General features: G+C 37.7%; 26 protein-coding genes. 8 read left to right on the top strand and 18 right to left on the bottom strand.

What is annotated here, in order from left to right:
- Positions 1 to 15: 15 nt before the first annotated feature.
- Genes CCAL5182_RS07870 through gatC form a run of 4 tightly spaced genes read right to left on the bottom strand, consistent with a single transcriptional unit; the run spans position 16 to position 2,466 of the window.
- Positions 16 to 483: a Fur family transcriptional regulator gene (locus CCAL5182_RS07870; RefSeq protein WP_169936102.1), complete on the bottom strand. Its 468-nt coding sequence runs from the start codon at positions 481 to 483 to the stop codon at positions 16 to 18.
- 1 nt (position 484) lies between these two features.
- Positions 485 to 1,096, bottom strand: a complete 612-nt coding sequence (locus CCAL5182_RS07865) for a CvpA family protein (RefSeq protein ID WP_169936100.1) — start codon at positions 1,094 to 1,096, stop codon at positions 485 to 487.
- A gap of 1 nt (position 1,097) precedes the next feature.
- The gene (locus tag CCAL5182_RS07860; RefSeq protein ID WP_169936098.1) at positions 1,098 to 2,171 is read right to left on the bottom strand and encodes a type IV pilus twitching motility protein PilT; all 1,074 of its coding nucleotides are present in this window, start codon (positions 2,169 to 2,171) and stop codon (positions 1,098 to 1,100) included.
- A gap of 7 nt (positions 2,172 to 2,178) precedes the next feature.
- Positions 2,179 to 2,466 carry an Asp-tRNA(Asn)/Glu-tRNA(Gln) amidotransferase subunit GatC gene (gatC, locus tag CCAL5182_RS07855; protein ID WP_169936096.1) on the bottom strand — a complete coding sequence of 96 codons (288 nt, stop codon included), beginning with the start codon at positions 2,464 to 2,466 and terminating at the stop codon, positions 2,179 to 2,181.
- 114 nt (positions 2,467 to 2,580) lie between these two features.
- Between gatC and CCAL5182_RS07850 the strand changes: the two genes are divergently transcribed.
- The 5 genes from CCAL5182_RS07850 to hisG are packed head-to-tail and all read left to right on the top strand — an operon-like array spanning position 2,581 to position 5,704.
- Positions 2,581 to 3,144: a hypothetical protein gene (locus CCAL5182_RS07850; RefSeq protein ID WP_169936094.1), complete on the top strand. Its 564-nt coding sequence runs from the start codon at positions 2,581 to 2,583 to the stop codon at positions 3,142 to 3,144.
- Complete coding sequence (locus tag CCAL5182_RS07845; protein ID WP_169936092.1) at positions 3,144 to 4,148, top strand: L-seryl-tRNA selenium transferase; 1,005 nt, start codon at positions 3,144 to 3,146, stop codon at positions 4,146 to 4,148. The genes CCAL5182_RS07850 and CCAL5182_RS07845 overlap by 1 nt, the downstream gene beginning before the upstream one ends.
- A gap of 41 nt (positions 4,149 to 4,189) precedes the next feature.
- Positions 4,190 to 4,480, top strand: a complete 291-nt coding sequence (locus CCAL5182_RS07840; RefSeq protein WP_336610695.1) for a hypothetical protein — start codon at positions 4,190 to 4,192, stop codon at positions 4,478 to 4,480.
- On the top strand, positions 4,467 to 5,096 hold the full coding sequence (locus CCAL5182_RS07835) for a type III pantothenate kinase (protein ID WP_169936088.1): 630 nt from the start codon (positions 4,467 to 4,469) through the stop codon (positions 5,094 to 5,096). Before CCAL5182_RS07840 ends, CCAL5182_RS07835 begins: the two co-directional genes overlap by 14 nt.
- Positions 5,093 to 5,704: an ATP phosphoribosyltransferase gene (gene hisG, locus CCAL5182_RS07830; protein ID WP_169936086.1), complete on the top strand. Its 612-nt coding sequence runs from the start codon at positions 5,093 to 5,095 to the stop codon at positions 5,702 to 5,704. Before CCAL5182_RS07835 ends, hisG begins: the two co-directional genes overlap by 4 nt.
- Positions 5,705 to 5,763: 59 nt before the next feature.
- Here hisG and dapE read toward each other — a convergent pair whose 3' ends face one another.
- The 13 genes from dapE to ileS form a co-directional block, all read right to left on the bottom strand.
- The gene (gene dapE / locus CCAL5182_RS07825; RefSeq protein ID WP_336610694.1) at positions 5,764 to 6,864 is read right to left on the bottom strand and encodes a succinyl-diaminopimelate desuccinylase; all 1,101 of its coding nucleotides are present in this window, start codon (positions 6,862 to 6,864) and stop codon (positions 5,764 to 5,766) included.
- Positions 6,861 to 8,777 carry an EAL domain-containing protein gene (locus CCAL5182_RS07820; protein WP_336610693.1) on the bottom strand — a complete coding sequence of 639 codons (1,917 nt, stop codon included), beginning with the start codon at positions 8,775 to 8,777 and terminating at the stop codon, positions 6,861 to 6,863. The genes dapE and CCAL5182_RS07820 overlap by 4 nt, the downstream gene beginning before the upstream one ends.
- Before the next feature lie 54 nt (positions 8,778 to 8,831).
- On the bottom strand, positions 8,832 to 11,009 hold the full coding sequence (locus tag CCAL5182_RS07815) for an endonuclease MutS2 (protein WP_442862143.1): 2,178 nt from the start codon (positions 11,007 to 11,009) through the stop codon (positions 8,832 to 8,834).
- Positions 11,010 to 11,041: 32 nt separating this feature from the next.
- Positions 11,042 to 11,392: a hypothetical protein gene (locus CCAL5182_RS07810; protein WP_169972103.1), complete on the bottom strand. Its 351-nt coding sequence runs from the start codon at positions 11,390 to 11,392 to the stop codon at positions 11,042 to 11,044.
- Positions 11,386 to 11,724: a hypothetical protein gene (locus tag CCAL5182_RS07805; RefSeq protein WP_169936076.1), complete on the bottom strand. Its 339-nt coding sequence runs from the start codon at positions 11,722 to 11,724 to the stop codon at positions 11,386 to 11,388. Before CCAL5182_RS07805 ends, CCAL5182_RS07810 begins: the two co-directional genes overlap by 7 nt.
- The gene (gene murC / locus CCAL5182_RS07800; protein ID WP_169936074.1) at positions 11,724 to 13,031 is read right to left on the bottom strand and encodes a UDP-N-acetylmuramate--L-alanine ligase; all 1,308 of its coding nucleotides are present in this window, start codon (positions 13,029 to 13,031) and stop codon (positions 11,724 to 11,726) included. Before murC ends, CCAL5182_RS07805 begins: the two co-directional genes overlap by 1 nt.
- 17 nt (positions 13,032 to 13,048) lie before the next feature.
- Positions 13,049 to 13,627: a DNA-3-methyladenine glycosylase I gene (locus tag CCAL5182_RS07795; RefSeq protein WP_336610691.1), complete on the bottom strand. Its 579-nt coding sequence runs from the start codon at positions 13,625 to 13,627 to the stop codon at positions 13,049 to 13,051.
- A gap of 13 nt (positions 13,628 to 13,640) precedes the next feature.
- Positions 13,641 to 14,447 (bottom strand): carbon-nitrogen hydrolase family protein, encoded by an 807-nt coding sequence (locus CCAL5182_RS07790; protein WP_336610690.1) that lies wholly within the window; start codon positions 14,445 to 14,447, stop codon positions 13,641 to 13,643.
- A complete protein-coding gene (gene xseB / locus CCAL5182_RS07785) occupies positions 14,440 to 14,634 on the bottom strand; it encodes an exodeoxyribonuclease VII small subunit (protein ID WP_169936070.1) in 195 nt (64 codons plus the stop codon). Before xseB ends, CCAL5182_RS07790 begins: the two co-directional genes overlap by 8 nt.
- A 15-nt stretch (positions 14,635 to 14,649) precedes the next feature.
- On the bottom strand, positions 14,650 to 15,756 hold the full coding sequence (metX, locus tag CCAL5182_RS07780) for a homoserine O-acetyltransferase MetX (protein ID WP_169999843.1): 1,107 nt from the start codon (positions 15,754 to 15,756) through the stop codon (positions 14,650 to 14,652).
- Entirely contained in the window at positions 15,756 to 17,204 is a 1,449-nt protein-coding gene (guaB, locus tag CCAL5182_RS07775; RefSeq protein ID WP_169999844.1) for an IMP dehydrogenase, read from the bottom strand. The genes metX and guaB overlap by 1 nt, the downstream gene beginning before the upstream one ends.
- A gap of 2 nt (positions 17,205 to 17,206) precedes the next feature.
- Entirely contained in the window at positions 17,207 to 18,565 is a 1,359-nt protein-coding gene (gene gatA / locus CCAL5182_RS07770; protein WP_336610689.1) for an Asp-tRNA(Asn)/Glu-tRNA(Gln) amidotransferase subunit GatA, read from the bottom strand.
- A gap of 96 nt (positions 18,566 to 18,661) precedes the next feature.
- A complete protein-coding gene (gene ileS / locus CCAL5182_RS07765) occupies positions 18,662 to 21,421 on the bottom strand; it encodes an isoleucine--tRNA ligase (RefSeq protein WP_336610688.1) in 2,760 nt (919 codons plus the stop codon).
- Between the two features lie 130 nt (positions 21,422 to 21,551).
- Between ileS and CCAL5182_RS07760 the strand changes: the two genes are divergently transcribed.
- Complete coding sequence (locus CCAL5182_RS07760) at positions 21,552 to 22,649, top strand: CinA family protein (protein WP_169999846.1); 1,098 nt, start codon at positions 21,552 to 21,554, stop codon at positions 22,647 to 22,649.
- Between the two features lie 23 nt (positions 22,650 to 22,672).
- Here the strand turns inward: CCAL5182_RS07760 and CCAL5182_RS07755 are convergent, their stop codons facing one another.
- Entirely contained in the window at positions 22,673 to 23,566 is an 894-nt protein-coding gene (locus CCAL5182_RS07755; RefSeq protein ID WP_169972111.1) for a LysR family transcriptional regulator, read from the bottom strand.
- A gap of 217 nt (positions 23,567 to 23,783) precedes the next feature.
- Between CCAL5182_RS07755 and CCAL5182_RS07750 the strand changes: the two genes are divergently transcribed.
- Both CCAL5182_RS07750 and CCAL5182_RS07745 read left to right on the top strand, forming a co-directional pair.
- Positions 23,784 to 24,521 (top strand): FAD-binding protein, encoded by a 738-nt coding sequence (locus tag CCAL5182_RS07750; protein WP_336610687.1) that lies wholly within the window; start codon positions 23,784 to 23,786, stop codon positions 24,519 to 24,521.
- On the top strand, positions 24,518 to 24,753 hold a 236-nt coding region (locus CCAL5182_RS07745; RefSeq protein ID WP_336610686.1), incomplete at its 3' end, for a heterodisulfide reductase-related iron-sulfur binding cluster. The genes CCAL5182_RS07750 and CCAL5182_RS07745, both read left to right, overlap by 4 nt.

The raw sequence follows: 24,753 nt of genomic DNA, 5'->3' as shown, positions 1-24,753 counted from the left end.
TTTTACCTCTCTTAATTATTTTCCCTTTATATTGTCTTTATTGCATTTTTCACAAATTCCGTAAAGTTGCATCATATGTCCGGTTAGTTTAAAACCGTGTTCTTTTGCGATACCGATTTGACGTTTTTCTATAGTTGCATCTTCAAATTCTATTATCAAACCGCATCTTCTGCATATCATGTGATCATGGTGAGGCTTTGTAGCAAGCTCAAATTTTTTACCTTGTGCACCAAAACTAATAGAAGTTACCATCTCGGACTCTTCAAGTAAATTTAAGGTCCTATATACTGTTGCGATACCAACATTTAACTCAGGATAGTTCTCTTTGATAAAGAGATAGAGTCTTTCCGGAGTAAAGTGTTCGTCGTTGTTATAAAGTGTTTTTAGTAAAACTTCACGTTGTTTTGTATACTTAAGTCCGTTATCTCTAAGAACTTTTTTAAATCTATCAAGCAGTGCATCATACTCTAAATTCTCTATCATATCACTCTCCTTTTGTTGCATTTACTTCAATTTCATTACTTGCGTTTTCATCAGTTGTGATAAAAATATCCGTTTTATTAGGCTCGACTCTTTTTATACCAAGGTCATCCATCTCGTTTTTGATATTTTTTATATCGACATTGATTATCCAATTACCCGCACTCATTAAGATAGGATAAACTTTACTATTTTGAAAATACGGCGCAACTTTGCTATTTAAATTTGTTCCGGCTAAAACCGCACAAACGGCAGCTAAAACAAGAAAAATTTTACCGCTTCCTGCTACAAACCCGCCAAATCTATCTAAAAATCCAAGTCCACTAAGTGCAACAAGTTTTGACATAAATTTGCCGATTAATATACATAAAAACCAAAACACTATCCAAAGTGCGATAAAGCCGACAAACTGAAGCATAGAAGCGTTATCAAATTTATATATATTTTCATTTATAAATTTCTCAGCTACTTCAGAAAACCTAGTCGCTACAACCAAGCCACCTACAAGCCCTATGAGTCCAAAGACCTCTTTTATAAGTCCGTTTAAAATTCCTTTTATGCCAAGCATTAAAATCGCTGCAACGATTATGATGTCAAACCACGCCACAAAATCCATATTAAATTGCTCCTATAGAGTTTAAAAGTTCTTGTTGGTTTGTAGCAAAACGCATGGCAGTATCTTTTGTGATCTGTCCTGCTTTTATGGCTTTTACCAACGCTTGAGTTTGAGTACTCATCCCGCTTTGCTGTTGATTTAACTGCATTTGCGAATAAATTTGATGAATTCTATTTTCGCGTATCAAGTTTGCAATAGCCGGGTTGTTAATTAAAATTTCATGCACGGCGTATCTTCCGCCGCCAGCTTTTGGAAGTAAACTTTGAGAAATGATGGCAGTTAGTGAAGAGCTAAGCATATTTCTTACTTGAAGTTGCTCTCCACCGTCAAAGCTATCTACTATCCTGTTTATAGTTTGTATAGACGAGTTTGTATGAAGTGTGCCAAAGACCAAGTGTCCTGTCTCTGCCGCTGTTATCGCGGTAGATATCGTCTCGCTATCTCTCATCTCTCCTACAAGGATCACATCCGGATCTTCTCTTAATGAGTATTTTAACGCTTTTGCATATGAGCGAGTATCTGTGCCTACGTTTCTATGAGAAAAAAGTGATTTGTTATTAGGATGGACAAATTCCACAGGATCTTCAACTGTGATGATATGTTTTCTGAAATTTAAATTTATCTCATTTAGCATAGCTGCAAGAGTTGTTGACTTGCCGCTTCCTGTTGGTCCGGTAACCAGGATAAGACCTTTTTCACGTTTTATAAGCTCTTTAAATATCAGCGGGCTTCTAAGGTCATCAAGCGACGGGATATTGATCGGTATGACACGAAAGGCGGCCGCTAAATCGCCGTTTGTAGTATAATAGTAGTTTCCTCTAAATCTGCCGATATTTGGCAAGTCAACGGCAAAGTCAAGCTCTTTGTTGTTTTCTAGTTCACTTTTTTGAGCGTCAGTTATAAGCGTATAGCAGATATCTTCTATATCTTTGCCGCTTAAAACTCCAAGCTCAAGCGGTCTTAAAGCTCCGTCTATACGAATTTGCGGCTCAGCCCTTGATACTAGGTGCAAGTCGCTTGCTTTATTAAAAACAACCGTCTTTAATAAAGCCTCTATGTCCGTTTTTATCTGCATCTTAACTCTACTCTATAATCTTTGGAACGACAAAAAAATTTCCTTCTCTTGCAGGTGCATTTTTTAGTATATCGTCTATCACATGGCTGTCTTTTGCAATATCTTCTCTAAGTAAAGTTCCGCCATTTATCGAGCTAACTACGGCGTTATCATTGCTAAGATCAAGCTCATTTAAAACTTCTACGAAATTTACGATCTCACTAAGCTGTTGCTTTATCTGCATACGTTTATCGTCACTCACCTTTAGTGATGATAATTTTTCAAGCTTACTAAGAAGCGCGTCATCAATCTGCATAAAAAACCTTTTTATTAAATTTTCAGCTTATTATAACATAACTAAGCTTTATTTTGGGCTGTTTTAAATTTATTATGCTACAATTACAACCAAAAAATTTCAAAGGATAATACTTTGGCTATACAAGAAAATTTAACCGAAATCAAAAAAGAAATAGGCGCGCAAGAGCAATTTTTAGAAAGCGTCATAAAAAGCGAGAGATTTTTTAAAAAATACAAAAAAGCCATTATCTTTTCGGCTATTATCGCAGTGCTTGGCATTGCCGGATTTTACGGCTCAAAAGCAATAAATGCAAATAGAATATCTGCGGCAAACGAGGCATACTCAAAACTTATCTTAAACCCAACCGATGCCGACGCTCTTAAAATTTTAAAAGAAAAAGAGCCTACACTTTATGCCATACATCAGTTTAAAGAAGCTATGAAAAAAGAGGATACGGCGCAAGTTAAAGAGCTTTTATCCTTGCCTATAGATCCGGTAGTAAAACAAATCTTATCAAGCCAAATAGGCACACAAGATGGATCTATACTTGCAAACTATGAAACACTTATAAAAGGTTATGAACTTTTAAAAGAGGATAAGATAAATGAAGCCAGAGCAGAATTTGCAAAAATTCCTCTTGACTCGCCACTTATGAATTTAGTAAAAAATTTAGAACATTATCAGGGAAATAAATAATGAAAAAAGCAGTACTTTTCCTAACTTTAGCCATTAGTTTGACCTTTGTCGGTTGTGGAACAAAAAGACAATACTTTGAGCCAGAGAGTGTAAACAAAGAAATCTCTTTATCGCACGACCTGCCTTCTTATATAAAATCAGTTAATCCAAACGGCGCTACCCTAAAAAATGGTAATATAATCACAAAAGACGGTCTTGATACCTCCATCAAGCTCGCAAAAGGTTTTGAACTTTTAAATAAAAGCGAAGATGCTGTCATATCTTCAAACATTAACGGCGATCTTAACGTAAGTGATACTTCAGGTAACACGCTATACTTTGCTAGCTTTAAATCAGCCATAGTTTCAGCCTCACTAGAGGGAAATTTACTGGCTGCAGTGAGCGCTGCAAACCAAATTTATCTGATAGATATATTTGAGGCAAAAACATTAATGCAGTATAAATCATCTGAAATTTATTCAGTTGATTCACGCGTAGTTTCACCTTATTTTATGAGTTCACTTATCATCTACCCATCACTTGACGGTAGAATTTACATAGTGCAAAAAGATAGCGGACGCATACTAAGGGACGTTGTTGTTAGCTCAGAGCCGTTTTTTAACAACATCATCTTTCTTGATGTTATCGGTGAAAACATGATCGCTGCAACCGCTAAAAAACTTATCGTTATAAACCCTCAAAGAACTCTTTACTATGACGCAGAAATAAAAAATATCCTTGCAAACGACGAAAACATATATATCTTTAAAAAAGATGGAAATGTCGTTCTTACCGACCTTGGCTTAAGGGTAAAAAATGAAAGAAATTTTAAATTTGCCATCTTTTCAGACGCACTTGCAACAGATAATTATCTTTATATAGTAGAAAAAACAGGATATATTTTTAGAACGGATTTAGACCTTAACAACCCTGAAATTTATGAATTTGACAGCGAAATAGAAGATAAAAGTTTTATGGGCAAAGATGCGTTTTATTATGATGACGAGTTTGTGAATTTTAAATAATGAACCAAAAAATTTGCGAGCTTTTTGAAGATAAAAAAATTATGCTTAGAGATCTAAGGCGCGTAGATCTTAGTGAATTTTGCAAAAAACGCCTATTTGAAGCATATTTTGGAGTAGATACAAAGGGCTACTATGAGATAGTTTTTATCCGCTATGCAAAAAGTAGGCTTTTAAAAAAAGAGGCTTTAGAAATTTGTGAGTTGTGTAAAAGAATAGAGACAAAATTTGACACCTCTATAAGAAAACGAACCCTCTTCTTTAGCTCGCAAATATGTTCAAAATCGCTTGAAATTTTCAAACAAGACGGTTGGAGAACTTATGATTTTGTGTGATATAGGCAACACCAACGCTACGTTTTTAAAAGACGGCAAAATTTCACGTATGAGCGTAGACGAATTTAGACGATACGAGCCAAAAGAGAGGGTTTATTTTATCTGCGTAAATGATGACCTCTTTGCAAAACTAAAGTCAAATCCAAATTTCATCGACCTTGAGCCTTATTTTGAGATAGATACCATATATCAAGGGTTAGGTATAGACCGCATAGCCGGGTGCTACGGCATAACAGACGGTGTTATCGTGGATGCCGGAAGTGCTATAACTGTGGACATAATGTCAAATTCTATCCATCTTGGCGGGTATATCTTACCAGGAATTTCAAGTATGCTAAAGGCTTATGAGGGCATATCTCCACGCCTCAAACTTCCCATAAATTCACAAATAGACATTGACGCCTTGCCTCAAAAAACAGTTGATGCGGTAAGTTATGGCATACTAAAACCCATAGTCATACTACTTGAAAAACTAGCCGGAAACAAAAAGGTTTATTTTACGGGCGGTGACGGCGAGTTCTTGTCTAAATTTTTCAAAAATGCCGTATGCGACAAAATGCTAGTCTTTCGCTCTATGCAAAAACTAATAAATAATAAAAAGGAAATTTTAAAATGATAACTATTGCACTACCAAAGGGTAGAATCGCAGAAGATACTCTTGAAATTTTTAGGAAAATTTTTGCTTCTAAATTTTTATTTGAAGATCGAAAGCTTATTCTTGAAGAGGAAAATTTTAGATTTTTAATGGTTAGAAACCAAGACATCCCGACTTACGTAACAGAGGGCGCGGCTGATATCGGAGTGGTTGGGCTTGATGTACTTGAAGAGCATAGACCGGATGTTGTAAGACTGCTTGACCTGCACATCGGCAAGTGTCGTGTTTGTATCGGAACAAAAGAAAATGAAGAGCTTGACTACACTCAACCGGAGTTAAAAGTAGCAACAAAAATGCCAAATATCACAAGAAATTACTTTGCACAAAAAGCCATCGCCGTAAAGATCATAAAACTATATGGTTCGATTGAATTAGCCCCTATCGTAGGGCTTAGCGACTGTATAGTAGACGTGGTTGAAACCGGAACTACAATGAAACAAAACGGTCTTAAAGTAGCAGAAACAATAATGCAAAGCTCTGCTCATCTAATCGCAAATAAAAATAGTTTTATCATCAAAAAAGATGAAATTCTAAAGCTATACCACAAGATAAAAGAGCAGATAGTTTAATGTTAAGACTGCCTTGTTTTTAGAAATTTATCTATCGACAAGGCACAAATTTTAGTAAGCTAATCGTTAAAATTTTCTATAAAGTCAAGAAAAATTTGATATAGTTTATCTACTTCTTCCACTAAAACTCTCTCATCAACGGCGTGAATTCTATCGTTTCTTACTCCAAATTCAACCACGTTTATACCGTATTTAGCTAGATATCTTGCGTCACTGGTGCCACCTTTTGTGTTAAGTGAGGGTTTAGTTTTGGACACCTTAAAGACGCTATCACTCATCTTTGTCACAACAACACTATGTTTATCGGTTAAAAACGGTTGTGAGCTTTGTTTTAAACTAAGCTCGTAACTAAGCCCGTCTAAAACATTTTTTAGATACTCTTTAATCTCATTTTTGCTTGTAAGATCTGAATTTCTCACATTAAACATGATAGAAATTTCATTTGGAGTTACATTGCATACTTGCATACCGCCTCTAATATCTGTGATGACTATCTTGCTAGGACTAAAAAATTCACTTCCGCTATCCAAGTTATAACCTGCGATCTTGTCAAAAATTTTAGCAAGCTGATGGGCGGGATTTATGCATTTTTCAGGATAAGCGGCATGACCTTGCTTGCCCATAATCACTATTTTACCATTTATAGAACCTCGTCTTCCAACCTTTATCGTATCGCCAAACACGCTATCACACGTAGGCTCGGCAACTATAGCAAATTCTGGCAATGCGTCATTTTCTTTTAGAAATTTTAGCGCCTCTTGCGTGCCATATATCGCCTCTGCTTCCTCGTCGCTGGTTATTATAATAGTAATTTGTCCATTAAAATTTTTTGCATTTTTACAAGCAAGCAAAAATGCCGCAACGCCGCTTTTCATATCTTGCGAGCCACGACCGTAAATATAGCCATCTTTTATAACAGGGCAAAAAGGATCACTACTCCAGTCATCACCACTAGGAACTACATCGATATGACCCGCAAAGCAAATATGCCTACCATCACCAAATTTCTTGGTTAAAATTAAATTTTTAACACCGTTTTTTTCTATAAATTTACACTCAAATTCGCTCATAAACTCCGCTATATACTTTAGCGAACCATCATCGTGTGGGGTTATTGACTTAAATTTAAGTAAATTTATTAAAAGTTCGGCAGCGTTCAAATATTTTCGCCCTCCATAGGAGCTCCAAGATAAAAGCCTTGAAATTCATCAACACCAAGGTCTTTACATATCTCAAAAATATCCCTTGAATGGACGTATTCTGCGATAGTTTTTATGCCGATATCTTTAGCGAACGCAACTATAGCGCGTGTAACTACATATGCGTCTTTATTTATATCAAGTTCTCTTATTAAGGAGCCGTCTATTTTTAGATAGTCAGGTCTTAGCTTTAAGATATAAGAGAAATTTGAATACCCCGATCCAAAGTCGTCAATAGCGATCTTAGCGCCCAAATTTTTAACCTTGTCTATAAACATTGTCGCCCTATCAAGATGCTCTATACTCTCATCTTCAACGATCTCAAAGACTATACGATCAGCTACATTTTCGCGGTTTAATAAATTTAAAAGATAAGCACTCACATCGCCATCAGTCATATCTCTACTGCTTAAATTTATGGAGATTATAATGTCTGGATTTGACTTTAGCTTTTCTATACTTTTTTTAATAAGTAGCTTTTCAAGCTCTGCGTAACGCTTGACACGCTTTGATATATCTAGGAAAAGATACGGGGAGACAGTTTCATTACTATCTACTATTCTGATCAGGCATTCGTATTTTAAGATATTTTTATCCGCATCAAATATCGGCTGGTAAAACGGAACGATATTGCCGTTCATGATCGCTCTTTGTATAAGCCTAGAGCGTTCGATCTGGTTTTCGTAGTCGTCTTTTTGACTTAGTCCCTTAAAGTAGCACATGTAGTCTTTGTTTAAAGCCCTAGCCATCTTTAGTGCGATCGAAGCTTTTCTTAGCGTTTGGTCATTATCTATCGAAAAGCCTATGCTTGTATTTACCTCGATACCTTCTATCATATCGCCATTTTCGTCTTCCACACTTATAACACGGCCCTTGAACTGACCCAAAAGATCCTCAGCAAGCTCTTCATATCTATCTATAAAAAACGACCCGTCTTCAAGTAAAGCAAAGGTGTCAGCACCTATACAGTAAGCAACCATCTCCTCTTTTTTAGCAAAGTCATCTATCAAATTTGCCATGTAGCTTAAAATTTTATCACAGACAAATTTGCCGTAAAGATCATTCATCTTACCAAAGTCATCAATATCTATCAAAACAACCTTTGGATTTTGCGCTTTTGCGATATCTCTGATTAGAGATTGTTTGTTTAAAAGTCCCGTTGCAGGGTCTGTATATAGTTCAAAGGTTAAATTTTTTATGCGCTCTGTATCATTTTCATGCATTTTTTGATATCGATATTTTGCGTCAAGATAGATAAATATAAACCAAAGCGTTGCAAAAACAAGCAAAAGTGTTCCAAATATAATAAGCGAAAACACCAACGTTAAATTTTGGACAGCCCATTCGGTAAAGTATTTATCTCTAAAGCCTGTTATATTTTGGTTAAAAATTCCCTTAAATCCAACGATGTAATCACCCACGGTTACAAATTTACATGTCAAAACGACATTATCAGGAAGGGAGCGACGATAGTAGTAGTCTTGATGAAAATCATGGTTATTTACCCCAACACAGTCGCGCTCTTTAAATACCGAGCCTACTTCAAATTCGCTACTACTTGAGGCAAGCACCCTATATCCATCTCGTCTTGGGTTATTTTTAAGAAGCACGATGTCGCCGACTGCGCTACCGTTGATAAAATTTTGAAATTTCTTAATGTTTTGTTCGCCCTCGTTTACAAAGTAGTGAACATACACTTCAGTTATAAAATCTAGCTTTTTGTCGGCATTGTAACCAATGTTTATAGTTGCATTTGAGTATTTGTAGTAAAAAACCGCCGAACTTACAAGCAAAAAGAGCAAACCAATAATACTAAGCGCAATGACAGCTGTTTTTATAGCCCCTGTTTGCAATTGTCTTTCGTAATTAAACATTTTATTGCCGCCCTTTTTCTTGATATTTTACCATCACTTTATCTATAAATACACTTAAAATCTAACGATCTTTGCACCAAATCCACCCTGACTCGGAGGTGCGTCAAAAAATTCTTTAACACTTGGGTGAGCTTTTAAGAAATTTTTCACAGCCCATGCAAGTCGACCTGTGCCTATACCGTGATATACGATCACCTCATCAAAACCCATAACCAAACTATCACTTATAAATTTATCAAGCTTATCAATGGCTTCATCAGCCCTAAGACCGTGCAAGTCAAGGTTTAAGCTAGCCGACCTTGGTCTGTCTATGGCTAATTTTACGGCCGGCTTCGGTGCTTGCACGGGATTGCCGTTTTTACGAAGTCCAGAAAGCGGGAGTCTAAGTTTTATCCCCTCACTTATAACAGTCGCTTCATCTTTTGCTATAGCCTGTACGATGCCCTTTACATTGCCGTATTTTACGTTATCGCCTACTTTTAACTCTTCAAATTTTACACTTTGAGGCTTTTTGATAGAACTTTTTTGCTCGTGAGCCTTGTTTATGGCACGCTGTTTATCTTTTGTATCTTTTAAATTTACGGCTTTTTTCGCTTCGTTTATCGCCTTGAAGTACTCAAGCTCCAGCCTACCTATCGTTTGCTCGATGCGCTTTTGCTCACGCTCTTTTTGTTCTTTTACCTCATTTAGTAAATTCTCAAGCTTTAGCTCTTTTTTACTTGCACTTTCTAGCTTGTCTTTAAGCTCGCTCTCTAAATTTAAAGTCTTTGTGATGATCTCATTTAAATTCTCTTTGTCTTCGCCGTAAAGCTCTTTTGCCTTAGCGACTAAAGTCATAGGTATACCGTATCTTTGAGCTGTTTCAAAGGCATAAGACTTACCGATAGTCCCCTTTAAAAACTCGAATTTAGGACGCTGTGCAACCTCGTCGTAAAGCGCCGCCACAAGCTCGACCTCGTTGTTTTTAGATAAAAGCATAGCCAGTCGTTTGTGGTGCGTGGTTATTATCATCTTCACGTCTTGTGCGATTAATTTTTCTATTATCACGCTATAAAGGCTTGCAGCCTCTTCAAAGTCAGTTCCAAGCTCTATTTCGTCAACGCCTATTAGTAAGGATTTTTTTGTAAAAATTTTTGAAAACTGAAGCATTCTTCCGGCAAATGTAGATATGTCGTTTTTGACATTTTGCGGATCTTCTATAATAGCGTCAAATTCTTTAAAAGTGCCGATCTTGGAGCCGTTTGGATTAACCCCAAAAGGCAAAAGGTATTTTGAAAGAAATGTCGCGCTTATTATGGATTTTAAAAGCATAGACTTTCCGCCGGCATTTACACCCGTTATCAACAAGACTTTTTTACTAAAATCAATACTCACGCGTTTTGGGTTTTTAAGTGCTGGGTGAGCGAATTCTTTTAAAATGATATCGTGTGAATTATCGTTTAACAAAAAATTAAAGTCATATCTCTTAGCCATTGCAACACGCGCCTGATATGCGTCAAACTGATCAAAAGCAGAGTTTATAAATTTCAAAAATGGCAGCACCTTACTCATCACGCCACTTAAGCGCTTACAGTGTTCGTAAACTATCTCTTCACGCCTATCTATAAGCTCACTTTGCTCCTTTTTAAGCTTATCTATCGCAGTTGGTGTAACATAAAAATATCCGCTTGCACTTCGTGATACCACAACGCCTTTTAGCACATGGTTAAAGCCGCCTCTAACCAGCAAAGCTTCTTGCGAATTTACATAATGCACCTGCATATCGACAAGATAAGGAGTTATGCTTTTTGAGTATATTATGCGTTTTAATTCAGCGTCTATTTGCTGTTTTTTCATAGCAAAGGCTTGCTTTAATTCGGCAAATCTCACATCCACACTGTCTTTAAACTCACCCTCTTTGTCAAAGCTTTGGGCTAGATCATGCATGTTTTGTTCAAGCTCGATCTTTAAGAGCCATTCGCCTAGTCTTGACTCGAAATTTAGTGTCTTTAAATACAAAAAATACCTCAAAATTTTAGCAAATTCATTTATCTCACTGATATGTAAAACAGCCTGCTTACCAAGACGCATAAGCGCATCATCAAGACTAACGCTTTTTTGGGGAGGCTCATAGTCGTGTCGTGAGAGCTCTTTGATATTTTCAAAATGTATCTTGCTGTCACCTTGCATAAAAAGCGGTTTTGGACGAGACAAAAGCTCTTCAAAGCGGGACATATACTCACTTAAGTCCATTTTTGAGATGATGGCTTTTAAATTCTCGTTTATCACTTTGCACTCTCGCAGTCTGAAATTTTTATCACAAGTCCGCTAAGCTCTTTAAATTCTCGTTTTGGCATGAAACATGATGTGCCAAATTCGTAGTTAAATTTTTCATTTGTAACATTTATATCGCCGCAAACCAAGCTCTTGCCTTGTCTAAATTCCGCTAAAAGCTGTAAGTTTTTATCTGCGGTATCTAGCTTTTTTGTCTCGTAAATATAAGCGAAAATTCCACTAGAAATTATCACAACGGTAATTATGATTTTGATTTTTTTGCTTATGTTTTCGTCTTTTATCATCCATATCGCGCCAAGAAATATCGCGATACCTAAGAAAAATATAACCTCTCTTACCATTTGCCCTCCTTTAAATCACGAATGACATCCTTGTAAAATTCAGGCATTTTCGTTACTTTGTCTATTAATTTTTCTCTATTTTTTTCATTTAAATTTTGAAATTTTATTATGTTAGAAACCACCATGTAAACGCTATTTTCGATTAAAATTTCTATAAATTCATCTTTTAAATTTGTGTGCTTTGAAAGAGCGATATTTATATCTTTTTTATTTAGATCCAAAAGAGCTTTTATCTCTTCATCTGTAAATTCACCTTTTGCTATGAGGTTTAAAATTTTATTTTCGTTTTCGTGGTTAAAATTTTGCGCCAAATTTAACAAATTTTCACTCATTAATACCCGCCTCTAAGCTGCACACTGATATCTCCCGCGCCAAATCCTATAACAAGCCCGTCAGCCAAGCGGTTTTTAACACCAAATTCATCAGTAAATTCGATCGCATTATCAACGCGAGTTATGCAGTCGGTAAATATCGGGTTATAGTCCTTAAATTCAGCCTTCATATCAATATCAACAGGCTTTTCTCCTGCAGCATAAACCGGAAGTATTATAAGCTCGTCAACGTCCTTAAAACACTCTTTAAAGCCCTCTAAATTTGCACTTAGTCTTGTGTATCTATGTGGTTGAAAGACTGCCACGACACGCGAAAGTCCAAGTAGTTTTGCATACTCAAAGGCTGAATTTAAGGTAGCTTTTATCTCGGTTGGATGATGTGCATAATCATCTATCAAGACGAAATTTTTATCTGCACAAAGTATATCAAAGCGCTTTTTTATACCTTTATAGTTTGCAAAATTTTGCTTGATCTGCTTTAGTGAAATTTCATCAAGTGCCGCTAAAATCGCTAAAGAAGCATCGATGGCTATATGCTTGCCCATGCCGTAAGCCTCAAATCTACCTAAATTTTTGAGGTTAAAGCTAGTATATGGCTGAAAATCCCTAACAACCATCGTCATATCCGTTATATCAATACTTGGATAAAGTCGCAACGCATCAAGCTTTAATGTGCTTAAAAACTCATCCTCGGCATTTATTACGCGAACCTTAGCGCGCTCTAAAAATCCCCTATAAGCAGCATGAAATTTCTCGATATCGTAGTCGTAATGCTCCATATGTTCGGGCTCGGCATTAGTAACTACGGCAAGATAAGGGTTTGAGTTTAGGAAGCTAGAGTCGCTCTCGTCGGCTTCAAATACAACATTAACACTTGGCTCGTATCTCATGTTTGAGCCAAACTGTTTTGAAACGGCTCCGATTATCGCAGAGCCTTCGATAAGGCTTGAAAGCATGGCGCTCGTTGTGCTTTTACCGTGTGCTCCGGCAACCGAAAACACCTTTTTACCCTCAAGCACGAAAGGTAAAATTTCCTTTCGCGAAAAGCACTCTATCCCGCGCTCTCTTGCCTCTTTTAGTTCTATATTATCATCTTTTATCGCAGCTGAATACACCACAAAGTCTTGATCTTTTATCGCTTCTTTGCAGTGTGGAGTAATGACCTGTATGCCCTCTTGTCTTAATTGTTTAGTGGTTGAACTCTCTTTTATATCGCTACCACTTATCGTGTAGCCTTTTTCGTTTAAAAATCTAGCGATCGCGCTAATGCCGATACCGCCTATGCCTATAAAATGAACTTTTTTCAAAATTTAGCCTTTATTTCTTATAAATTATCTTTTGCCTTAAAGCAATAGCTTAAATGATCGTTGATGACGCCGATGGCCTGCAAAAACGAATACACCGTAACACTTCCTAAAAATTTAAAACCGCGCTTTTTCATATCTTTTGAAATTTGATCACTAAGCTCGGATCTAGTCGGGATTTGCGAAATTTCATTTAGATTATTTTTTATCCTAACGCCGTTTGTAAAACTCCAAATATAATCAAAAAAACTACCAAATTCACTCTGAATAGATAAAAATGCTTTAGCATTTGCACTTAGCGCATTTAGTTTTAGGCGATTTTTTATAATTCCCTCTGTTTGCAAAAGCTCTGAAATTTTACCTTCGTCGTATTTTGCTAAAATTTCAGGTTTAAAATCATCAAACACAACCCTCATCGCCTCTCGTTTTTTAAGTATCGTGTGCCAGCTAAGCCCTGCTTGCATCATTTCAAGCACGATAAACTCAAACAAAAGCCTCTCATCGCGCACTATCTCGCCCCATTCGTTATCATGATATGCACGGTAAAGGTCATCTTTTTCGCACCACTCACAGCGCTTTTTATCTTCTGCGATATTCAATTTGTCCCGTGCCTCAAAGAAATTTACTCGCTATAGCGTTAAAACACCAGGTGCTTCTTGCGGTTGCGATCTCTTTTTTATCGATATTTGCTATCAACACGCCTTCATCCGCGCCAAGTCTATCTGCTATCTCGCCAAAAGGAGAAACCACAAGACTATCTCCGTAAAATTTCCATGCTTCATCGTCTTTTGCGCCCTTAGTTTTATACGAGCCGATACGATTTGCCCTAATGATAAAAATTCCGTTCATAAGAGCACGAAGCTTTAAAAGCTCTTGCCAACGCGAATTACTATCAAACGTGCTTGCCGTAGGCATTAATAGCACGTCGATCTTTTTTCGCATCAAATTCGTAAAAACAGCATCAAAATGCGCCTCATAGCCAAAGGCAACGCCTATCTTTAAATTTTCATATTTAAACGTCAAAAAACTAAGCTCGTCATTTATTTTATTTGCATAAAATTTAGCCTCGTTCCAGTGAGTGTATGGCATTAAAATTTGCTGTTTTATAAATTTAAACTGTCCGTTTGAAAATTTAGCCACACCCTTGACAAAGCCTTCATTTTCGCTCATAACAATGGGTGCGATAATGTTTAGCTCATATCTTTTGCTAAGCTCGCAAAGTGTCCTTTTTTTCTCTTCACTTTGTTGTTTTATGATGTGCTTTGGCATGCTTTCAAGCTCTTTAAAAAAGCTGTTTAAAACGTATTCGCCAAGCAAAACCAGATGCGCTTCTCTGTCCTTGCAAATTTTAAGATAATAATCCAACCTAGCTTCACTCAAAGGAAGTGTAGGAAGCTGTAAAATCGCTATCTTACTCATCGACCTGCTCTATGCTAAGTTTTGCGTTTTCTAAAATTTTACGCGCTTCATCAAGCAAAACTTTGCCTTGTTTATGAAGCTTCAAGCTTTCGTTGATATTTAGCTCATCTTTGTCTAGTTTAGCTAAAATTTCTTCCGCCATTTTTATCTTATCTTCAAAATTTTGTTCGCCAGTTTGCTCGCCCATATCTTTCCTTTAAATTTATCTTTCCAAGGCTCTTTTTACGTAAATATCAAATTTATCTATCTCAACTAAAAACGCATCGTGCCCGTAATCACTCTTTATCTCGATGTATTCGCTTTGTGCGCCTCGCCCCATCTTACAAAAGGCATCGTGAATTTCACTCATGCACTCAGGAGGAAAGAGCATGTCACCACTAAATGAGATAAGAGTTATTTGTGACTTAACATGTTTGAGTGCACTCTCAAGTGTGTCATAATGCCTGGTGCAATCAAAGATATTCATCATCTTGGCTATATATAAATAACTTAGCGGATCAAATCTTTTTGGAAAGTTAAAACCGTTATACTCCATATATCTATCAACTTGAAAACGCCCAAAAAGCTCATAAAGTCCATCTGTCTCTACGTAATTTCTACCAAATTTATCATCCATCGAGCTTGGACTTAAAAAGCTTATGTGCCCTGCCATACGACCGTAAGCAAGTCCATTTAAGCCATTTTGTTTAATAAAACTTTCATCGTATTGACCGTTTTTAAACTCAGGATCGCGCCTAATGGCTTCAATCGCGATCTTATTAAAAGCTATCGCCCAAGGCTTGCTTTGATAAGTGCTTGCTAAAATTATGGTCTTTTTTGCAAATTCAGGAAATTCTATAGCAAAGCAAAGTGCTTGCATACCGCCCAAACTTCCGCCGATAACGGCATGAGCCTTTTGTATGCCTAGCTTTTTAAAAAGGTTGATTTGCGCTTTTACAACATCACTTATAGTAAGAACAGGGAAATTTAAACGATACTCTTTACCTATACTTTCATCTATGCTAAGCGGCGATGTAGAGCCATAGCAAGAGCCAAGTATACTAACGCAAACAACAAAATACTTACTAGTATCAACACCCTTTTCATGACCGATAAGCCCATCCCACCAGCCGTTTTTACTATCTCCGTCGTAACGACCGGCAGCGTGATGAGAGCCGGTGAGTGCATGACAAACAACTATGACATTGCTTTTATCTTCATTTAACTCACCGTATGTTTCATAGACCAGCTCATACGAACTTAATATCCGTCCGCTTTCAAGATATAGCGGCTCTTTAAATTCGTATTTACCGGTCTTTAAATTTAGCATTAATTCACTTTATAGTTTGGTGCTTCATGTGTTATGACAACATCGTGAACGTGGCTCTCTTTAAGGCCTGCACTTGTTATCTCGACAAATTCAGCTCTTTCTTGTAAAGACTGTATGTCTTTTGCGCCAACATAACCCATAGCGCTTCTAAGACCGCCGATAAGTTGATGTATGACATCTTTCATGCTTCCTACAAAAGGAACACGACCCTCGATGCCCTCAGGAACTAGCTTGTCTTGCGCTGTTCCTTCTTGAAAATACCTATCAGAGCTTCCTCTTGTCATCGCACCGATACTTCCCATACCGCGATAAACTTTATACTGACGACCTTGGAAGGTTATAACCTCACCAGGACTCTCCTCACATCCAGCAAGTAAGCTTCCAGCCATAACACAACTAGCTCCCGCAGCAAGTGCTTTTGCTACGTCGCCGGAGTATTTTAAACCACCGTCGGCGATAGTTGGTATACCGTATTTTTTAGCTTCTGCCGAACAGTCATCGATAGCTGAAATTTGAGGCACGCCAACACCTGCAACGATACGAGTTGTGCAAATAGATCCTGGTCCTATTCCTATTTTTATGCCGTCGGCTCCTGCCTCTGCAAGGTCTTTAACGGCTGCCGGATTTGCGATATTTCCAACCACAACATCAACGTCAAATCTAACTTTTATCTCTTTAAGCGTATCGATAATTCCCTTTGAGTGTCCGTGAGCAGAGTCCATAACTATAACATCAACACCGGCGTTTACAAGAGCCTCTACACGATCAAGCTGGTTTACTCCAACCGCAGCTGCGACTCTAAGTCTTCCGTAACTGTCTTTGTTTGCATTTGGATACTCTTTGCGCTTTTTAAGGTCTTTTATGGTTATAAGTCCGTCAAGTCTGCCATTTTCATCAACGATAGGAAGTTTTTCCACACGATTTTGAGAGAAAATTTTCTCAGCGTCATCAAGAGTGCAGCCTTTTGGGGCGGTGATAAGCGGTGCTTTTGTCATACGATCTTTAACAAGAGTTGTTTTATCAGTCTCAAAGCGTAGGTCGCGGTTGGTTAAAATTCCTATAAGTTTATGGTCGTCATCTATCACTGGAACACCTGAAATATGAAGTTCCGCCATTAAATTTAGCGCCTCTCCTACAGTTGCGTCTGGTTTTATAAATATAGGATCGATTATAACGCCGCTTTCGCTCTTTTTAACACGTCTTACCTCTCTTGCTTGTGCTTCGATGTCCATATTTTTATGGATAACTCCGATACCGCCAAGCCTTGCCATCATGATAGCAGCGCGGTGCTCTGTTACGGTATCCATAGCTGCTGATACGATAGGGATATTTAGCGAGACGTTTTTACTAAAACGAGCCTTTATATCAACTTGCTTTGGTAAAACTTCAGAATACTGTGGCATAAGTAGCACGTCTTCAAAGGTCAAAGCTCTCTTAACTATCTTCATATTTATCCTTTTATTAAATTTTCTAAACTTTTTGCACCGTCTATCACACTTTGCTCATCCCATGCTCTGCCGATTAATTGAGCCGAGATATTTAAACCGTCTTTATCGCTTCCTACAGGCACGGAGATCGCAGGAAGTCCTGATAAATTTACACTTATAGTATAAATATCGCTTAGATACGCCGTTAGCGGGTCTTTCATAGCACCAAATTTTGGCGCTGTGGTTGGAGAAACCGGCATGAAAACAAGATCGGCTTCGCTTAAAATTTTCTCGTATTGTGCTTTGATATGCGCTCTTGCTTTTTGTGCTTTAATATAGTAAGCGTCATAGTATCCGCTACTTAAAACAAATGTTCCTAGTAAAATTCTTCTTTTTACCTCATCGCCAAAACCTTCGCTTCTTGAGTTTAGATATAGCTCTTTTAAATTTTTAGCTTCAGCGCGTCTGCCGTATCTAACTCCGTCATATCTGCTTAAATTTGCACTAGCTTCGGCGGTTGCGATGATATAATAGGTCGCAACGTCGTATTTTGAGTCTTCTAAATTTCTATAGATGATATTGTGCCCATTGGCTTTTAGCTTATCAACCGCACTTAAAAGCGCCTTTTTGGTCTCCTCGCTTGCGTTATTTACATAGTTTTCTATAACACATATCGTAAGCTTCCTATCGCCGTTTATCTTATCGGCAATACTTTTAAACCCAACATTTGCGCTCGTGCTATCGCGCTCATCATGACCGGCTATGATATCGTATAAGATAGCCGCATCTTCTACATTTTGGGTTATAGGTCCGATCTGATCAAGTGAGCTTGAGTAAGCGCCAAGTCCGTATCTGCTAACTCTTCCGTAAGTTGGCTTAAAACCCACGCATCCACAAAATGCAGCGGGTTGACGTATACTGCCTCCTGTATCACTTCCAAGTGCAGCGATAGCGATACCGCCTGCAACCGCAGCTGCCGAACCACCGCTACTTCCGCCAGGAACGTGAGCATGGTTTAACGGGTTTAACGTATGTCCGTAAAAGCTACTTTCGGTCGTATTACCCATAGCAAATTCGTCCATATTTGCTCTACCAAACGGGGAAAGATTTGCCTCCAACATCTTTTCTATGACGGTAGCATTATAAGGTGCGACGTAGCCTTGTAAAATTTTAGAACCGCTCGTTACTGCCCAGCCATTAACTTGAATGTTATCTTTTATCGCTATCGGAATTCCTTCGCCAAGCTTTGAAATAGGCGAATTTATAAGCTGCTCGACATAGGCGCCAAGCTCTTTTTTGGCTAAAATTTCAGCCTCAAGCTCGGCACGTAAATTTTTTATCTCCTCGCTTGAAAGCTTTAAAGCTTCTTTTAAAGTTATCATCTATTTTCCTTAAATTTATTTACTAAAACTATACCGGCCGCAGTAAAAACACAAACGATCGCGACCGTTATCACAACGGTTGAAAAGGCAACAGGCTCAGCAAACACCGTTTAATACCTCCGCACATCTTGGGCATGTATCACCATCTTTTTGAGCGCTAAATTTCCAACATCTTGGACATTTGTGAGCTTTGCTTAGGGTTATTTTAAATTTCTCATCGCCAACTTCAAATTCACCCAAAGAGTCGGCATCATCAAATTTTTCAACCGCGCTTACCATGTAAATATCAGCTATCTCGTTCGCATCATAACCTAAGATCTTATCTGAAGTTGTTTGCATGATAAGTTCTAGTGTTGATTTTATCTTTTTATCTTTTTTAAGCACGTCTATCATCTCAAATAATTTCTCTCTACTTGCAAAAAGAAGTTCGTCTTCAAAGCTAAATTCTACCTCAAGAGGCGAGTATATTAGATCAAACGCATCGATCGCACCGTTTTTAACGATATCGGGCGCATACTCCATAACCTCATCAACCGTGTATGTAAGTGTTGGGGCTATAAGTGGCAAAAGAGAGCGAGTTATAAGAGCCATCGCACTTTGTGCACTCTTGCGTCTTGCGCCGTCTTTAGCGTCACAGTAAAGGCGGTCTTTGCAAACATCAAGATAAATTCCGCTTAGATCCGCAGATAAGAAATTTAAAAGTATATTAAAGCCTTTTGAGAAATCATACGCCGCAAAACATCTACTAGCATCATCAAATGCACGTTTTGCACGTCCTAATATCCATTTATCAAGTAGTCCAAATTCTGTACTAATCTCATCTAGATCACTAACGTTTGCAAGTAAAAATCTTATAGTATTTCTTATCTTTCTGTATTGTTCGCTTACTTGTTTTAGGATGTTATCACTGATCTTAAGGTCGCTTGAGTAGTCACTTAAACCAACCCAAAGACGTAAAATTTCAACACCGTAAGTTTTGGCTACATCTTGCGGAGCTACGACGTTGCCTTTACTTTTACTCATCTTTTGACCGTTTTCATCAACGGTAAAGCCGTGAGTTAAAACACTCTTATAAGGTGCATGAGAATTTACCGCAGTACTTACCAAAAGAGAGCTTTGAAACCAACCTCTATGTTGGTCAGAACCTTCCAAATACATACTTGCAGGATATGCTCCCGCATCGTAATGACGACTGTTTAATACCGCTCTCCACGTAGAACCACTATCAAACCAAACATCAAGTATGTCCATTACTTTTTCTAATTTATCAGCTTCGTATTTGCTTGTTTTTGGTAAAAGTTCTGAAATTTCAAGATCCCACCAAGCATCAGCTCCCTTTTGCTCAAATATATTTGCTATATTTTCCAAAATATCCGCGTCAAATATCGGCTCTTTTGTATCTTTATGCCTAAAAAACGCTATCGGCACACCCCAGTCGCGCTGACGAGAGATACACCAATCCGGGCGATTTTCCACCATTGAGCCTATTCTTTTTACGCCAACGGCAGGATAAAATTTCACATTTTCAAGCTGAGCACGTGCCACTTCACGAAGTGTTTTGCCGTCAAGCTTAGGCTCATCCATGGTTACAAACCACTGCTTTGTTGCACGGTAGATAACCGGCTTGTGTGTCCTCCAGCAATGTGGATAAGAGTGTATAAATTTAGAACAGTGAAGCAAGCTATTTCCTAAGATGGTTATGATCTTTTCGTTTGCTTTAAAGATATGAACCCCTACAAACTCATCTACCACGTCAGCTCTAAAAAGCCCTTTAGCACGCAATGTCTCGTCATAAAGTCCGCCGTCATCAACAGGCATAATAACCTCTGTTATGCCGTTTTTAAGACTTACGTAATAGTCATCCTCGCCGTGTCCTGGAGCCGTATGAACAAGACCGGTTCCGCCGTCCATCAAAACATGCTCTCCAAGTAAAAACTGCGACTTACGGTCATTTAAAGGGTTTATAACATATAAGCCCTCGATATCATTTGAAACAAATTCTTTTAGAATTTCACCTTTTGTTATACCTAGTTTTACTACGCTCTCAAGCAAAGGTTTTGCAAAGATTAAATTTTCACTTGTAAGGACATAAATTTCATCAGGCTTTAAGCTTATAGCTTGGTTTGCAGGAAGCGTCCAAGGGGTTGTCGTCCAAATTACAGCTTTTGCCTCTTTTACACCAAGCTTTTCTAATGCGTCCTTATCAAGAGCAAATGCCACATATATCGAGTAGTCTTCCTTGTCCTCATATTCGACTTCTGCCTCCGCAAGAGCCGACTTAGCCGCCCAGCTCCAGTAAACAGGCTTGCTTCTTTCACATAAAAGCCCTCGTTTTGCTATATCGCAAAGCGCTCGGTATATGTCGGCTTCAAATTCAAATTTCATCGTTAGGTAAGGATTTTCAAAGTCACCGATAACACCAAGCGACTTAAATTCTTCGCGCTGAATGTCTATAAATTCACGCGCATGAGCACGGCAATGCTCTCTTATCTGGCTTTTACTCATGCTTTTTTTCTTCTCGCCAAGCTTAACTTCAACTTGTTGTTCTATAGGCAGACCATGGCAGTCCCAGCCTGGAACATAACGTATATCTTCGCCGAAGAAATAATGAGTTTTAGTAATAATATCTTTTAAAATTTTATTTAACGCGTGTCCGATATGTAGGTGTCCGTTCGCATACGGAGGTCCATCGTGTATGGCAAAACTTTGAGTTGCGTTTTGTCTATTTTTTTTCATTTTTTCGTAGATTTTGCGCTCATTATGCCATGAGGCTAATCTTTTTGGCTCGTTTTCCGGCAAATTGCCGCGCATAGGAAATTGCGTAAAAGGGAGTAATAGGGTGTCTTTGTAGTCCATTGATTTACCTTAGTGATAATTAAAATTTGCTAATTTTAGCTAAAAATGGGTTAAATCGCACTGAAAACAGCTAGTTTTTACATGGCCAAAGAGATAAAAAATGCTATAATTAAACCAAAAAGGAGTTAATATGAAGGATGCTATTTTAATAATTGGCGATGATTTACGCATAAACAACGAATTTTTAAGTTATATTTTTTCAAGCTATGAGGAGCACTTTGGCGAACTTGTCGAGCTAAATTTTAGCCCCAAAAACAATAAAGAATTACCGTTTTTAATAGAAAATTTATCAAAGCGATATGAGCTTTTAAGCATATTTGGCTCAGATGACTCATTTGCTACGGTTGCTAAAATTTTAGCTACTTTAAGCGAAGATACACTTGAACTAAAAGACGCCAATACCCTTGTTCCAAAAAATGTTTTAAATTTTAAGAACAATAGTTTTGTCATAAATTTAAACAACGCAAAAATCAACCTCATAAAAGCAAATCCAACTGAAAAAATAGGCGAATTTTTACTAAAAAATGATCGAAGTTTTAGCTACTTCAACCTCTTTGACATAGATGCCGAAAGTGCAAAAATTTTACTAGAGCCACTTGCTAAGACTTACGAGATCAAGATCAACCTCACACAAAGCACGCAAAGTATGGTTTTAATCAGAGCCGAGGCAAATAAATTCGGTCAATTAGAGGGCTTTATGCAAGGAACAAGAACTCTATTTTCACAAAAGATAATCGAAGAAAGAGATCCTGTTAAATTTATCGCACAAAAACTTATAAAAACAGGTAAAAAGATCACCTTTGCCGAGTCATGCACGGCAGGTTTAACCGTCGCTAGACTAGCAAAATTTGGGGGAATTTCAGCAATACTTGACGGCTCGTTAGTAACTTACGCAAACGAGATAAAACATAGCTGGCTTGGTGTAAATAACGAAATTTTAAATACCTACGGAGCCGTTAGCGAACAGTGTGTAAGAGCCATGTTAAGCGGTGCTTTAAATTCGGCAAATTCAGACTTTGCACTTGCTATAAGCGGTATCGCGGGACCTGATGGCGGAAGCGAGCAAAAGCCGGTTGGAACAGTCTTTGTAGGCGCAATGTCTAGCGATAAAAATATCGTCGTAGAAAGGCTACTTCTAAACGGAAATAGAAGCTACATAAGAGAGCAAAGCGCGCTTGGAGCGTATGCTTGCTTGCTAAGACTAAAGCCTGAAATTTTCTTTAGTTAAATTTATAAAAAGAGGCTAAATTTTTAGCACTCTTTTGCCATTTTGATAAACTCAAGCATTAAATTTGAAGGCTTTTTATCCTCTTTATAGGCTAATATAAGGGTCTTGTTAAGACTTGGCTCGTTAATGTCAAACAGGGTTATCTTGTCTTTTTTATCTTCTTTGATAAACTCAGGTATCGTAAAGCATGCTCCAACACCTGAAGCGACGATAGAGTTTGCTATGTCAAATGTTTCTGTTTCACAAAGAATTTCAGGCTTAATGTTTGCTCTTTTAAAAATTTCATCAAACAAAATTCTACTTCGTTGATTTTGTTTAGGAAGTATAAATTTCTCATCCTTAACGTCTTTTAATGAAATTTTTGGATTTTTTTGACCTTTGTATTTTTGAGACAACGGATGTAGGATCGGTAGAGCTAAAAACATCTCTTGCGTTTTGATAATCTCATATTTTAACCCCTCTGTATCGATAGGAAGTATAAGCATACCAAGGTCTATCTCGTCATCTATCAACATTTTTCGAATTTTTAAAGTCGAAAAAACTTGTAAAATTTTAATGCTAGCTTTATTAAATTTCTTACAAAATTTAGGCAAAACATCCGGCGTCATAATATATCCGTTTTGAGAAAATCCTATACGAATTTTACCGCTTTTAGCTCCACCCATCTCTGATAATTCCAAATTTAAATCATTTAAAATATCAAAAACAAGTCTTGCCTTTTGACAGTAAATCTCTCCCGCGTGAGTTAAAGAGACGGGGTTAGTCGTGCGGTTAAAAAGAGGCATTCCTATCTCTTTTTCTAAATTTAATATACTTTGCGAGAGCGAGGGTTGTGGCACTTTTAGTTCATTTGCCGCTTTTGTGAAACTTTTTAGTTCTGCTGTTTTTAAAACCAATTCCATCTGCCTCAAATTCATATCTGGCTCCTATTTTGATAATTTTAATCTTATGAAATTATATATAAAATAATATTTGACTTATATTAATTTTTCAGTTACCATTCTGAAATTAATTTCTTAAACTAAATTAATCAATTAAGAAAAATAAAAGTCTTTATCAAAATGGGCTTAAAAATGTCAGAACAAGCGTGTGGTTTTACCATTATTAAAAATTTCAAAGTTCAAAGGATTATCAATGAGTGAACAAAAATTTACCAGAAGAGATTTTCTTCAATCCGCCTGTATTAGCGTCGGAGCTTTAGCTGCTAGCGGTAGCGGTGTAAGTGCGCTAGCTGCCGACAATAAAAAAGACAGCGGCAACAAAGATGGCCTGCCAAGCGTTGACGTTTTGGTTATCGGCTCAGGTGGAGCAGGACTTAGAGCTGCTGTTGCGGTTAGAAAAAAGTATCCAAACTTAAGCGTAGTGGTTGTAAACAAAGGTATGCCTTCCAGAAACGCGACATGTATGGCTGAGGGCGGTATAAACGGCGTTATCGACTTTGAACACGGTGATAGCCACGAGCTTCACGCGTATGACACAGTAAAGGGTAGCGACTTTTTGGGCGATCAAGACGCTATCATCAAATTTGTTGAAAAAGCAACAAAAGGCATAAGCTCATTTGGAGATATAGAGTCACTTCGTGTTATGGCTATGAAAAAAGGACTAAACGAGGGAATGGGACCTGCTCACGCAGAGGCGTTCTTACTTGATATGGTAGAGGGTGACGGTAGACTAAATGAGATCAAGCTAGCCCTTAGAAGTGAGGGAGTATTAGCAAATACTACTAAACTAGATATCGCTTATAACCTAATGAAAGCCGGCAAGATGAATCCTCTTCATATATTTGGCGGAGAGAAGATAGAAGGACACGCAGAGCTTGTTAAGATGGTAGAAGCGGCAAGAAAAGCAGAGAAAGAAGGAACTATAAAATGAGTAATAATAAAGAATTTGCATTTTTCCCGGGTTGCGTATTAAGCCAAGCCGCAAAAGAGTCAAAGATGTCACTTGAGGCTATAGCTCCAATACTTGGTATAACACTACATGAAATTCCAGGCTGGAGCTGCTGTGGTGCTAGCCAGGCTCAATGTGTTGATCCTATAGCTAGCTTAGTAGCTAATGCTAGAAACATGGCACTTGGTGAGAAGATGGGTATGCCTATCCTTAC

It is taken from the genome of Campylobacter sp. 7477a (genome assembly GCF_014892335.1).
Lineage (GTDB): Bacteria > Campylobacterota > Campylobacteria > Campylobacterales > Campylobacteraceae > Campylobacter_A > Campylobacter_A californiensis.
The sequence above is the reverse complement of the archived record's forward strand: the minus strand, read 5'-3'. Positions and strand labels throughout refer to the sequence as shown.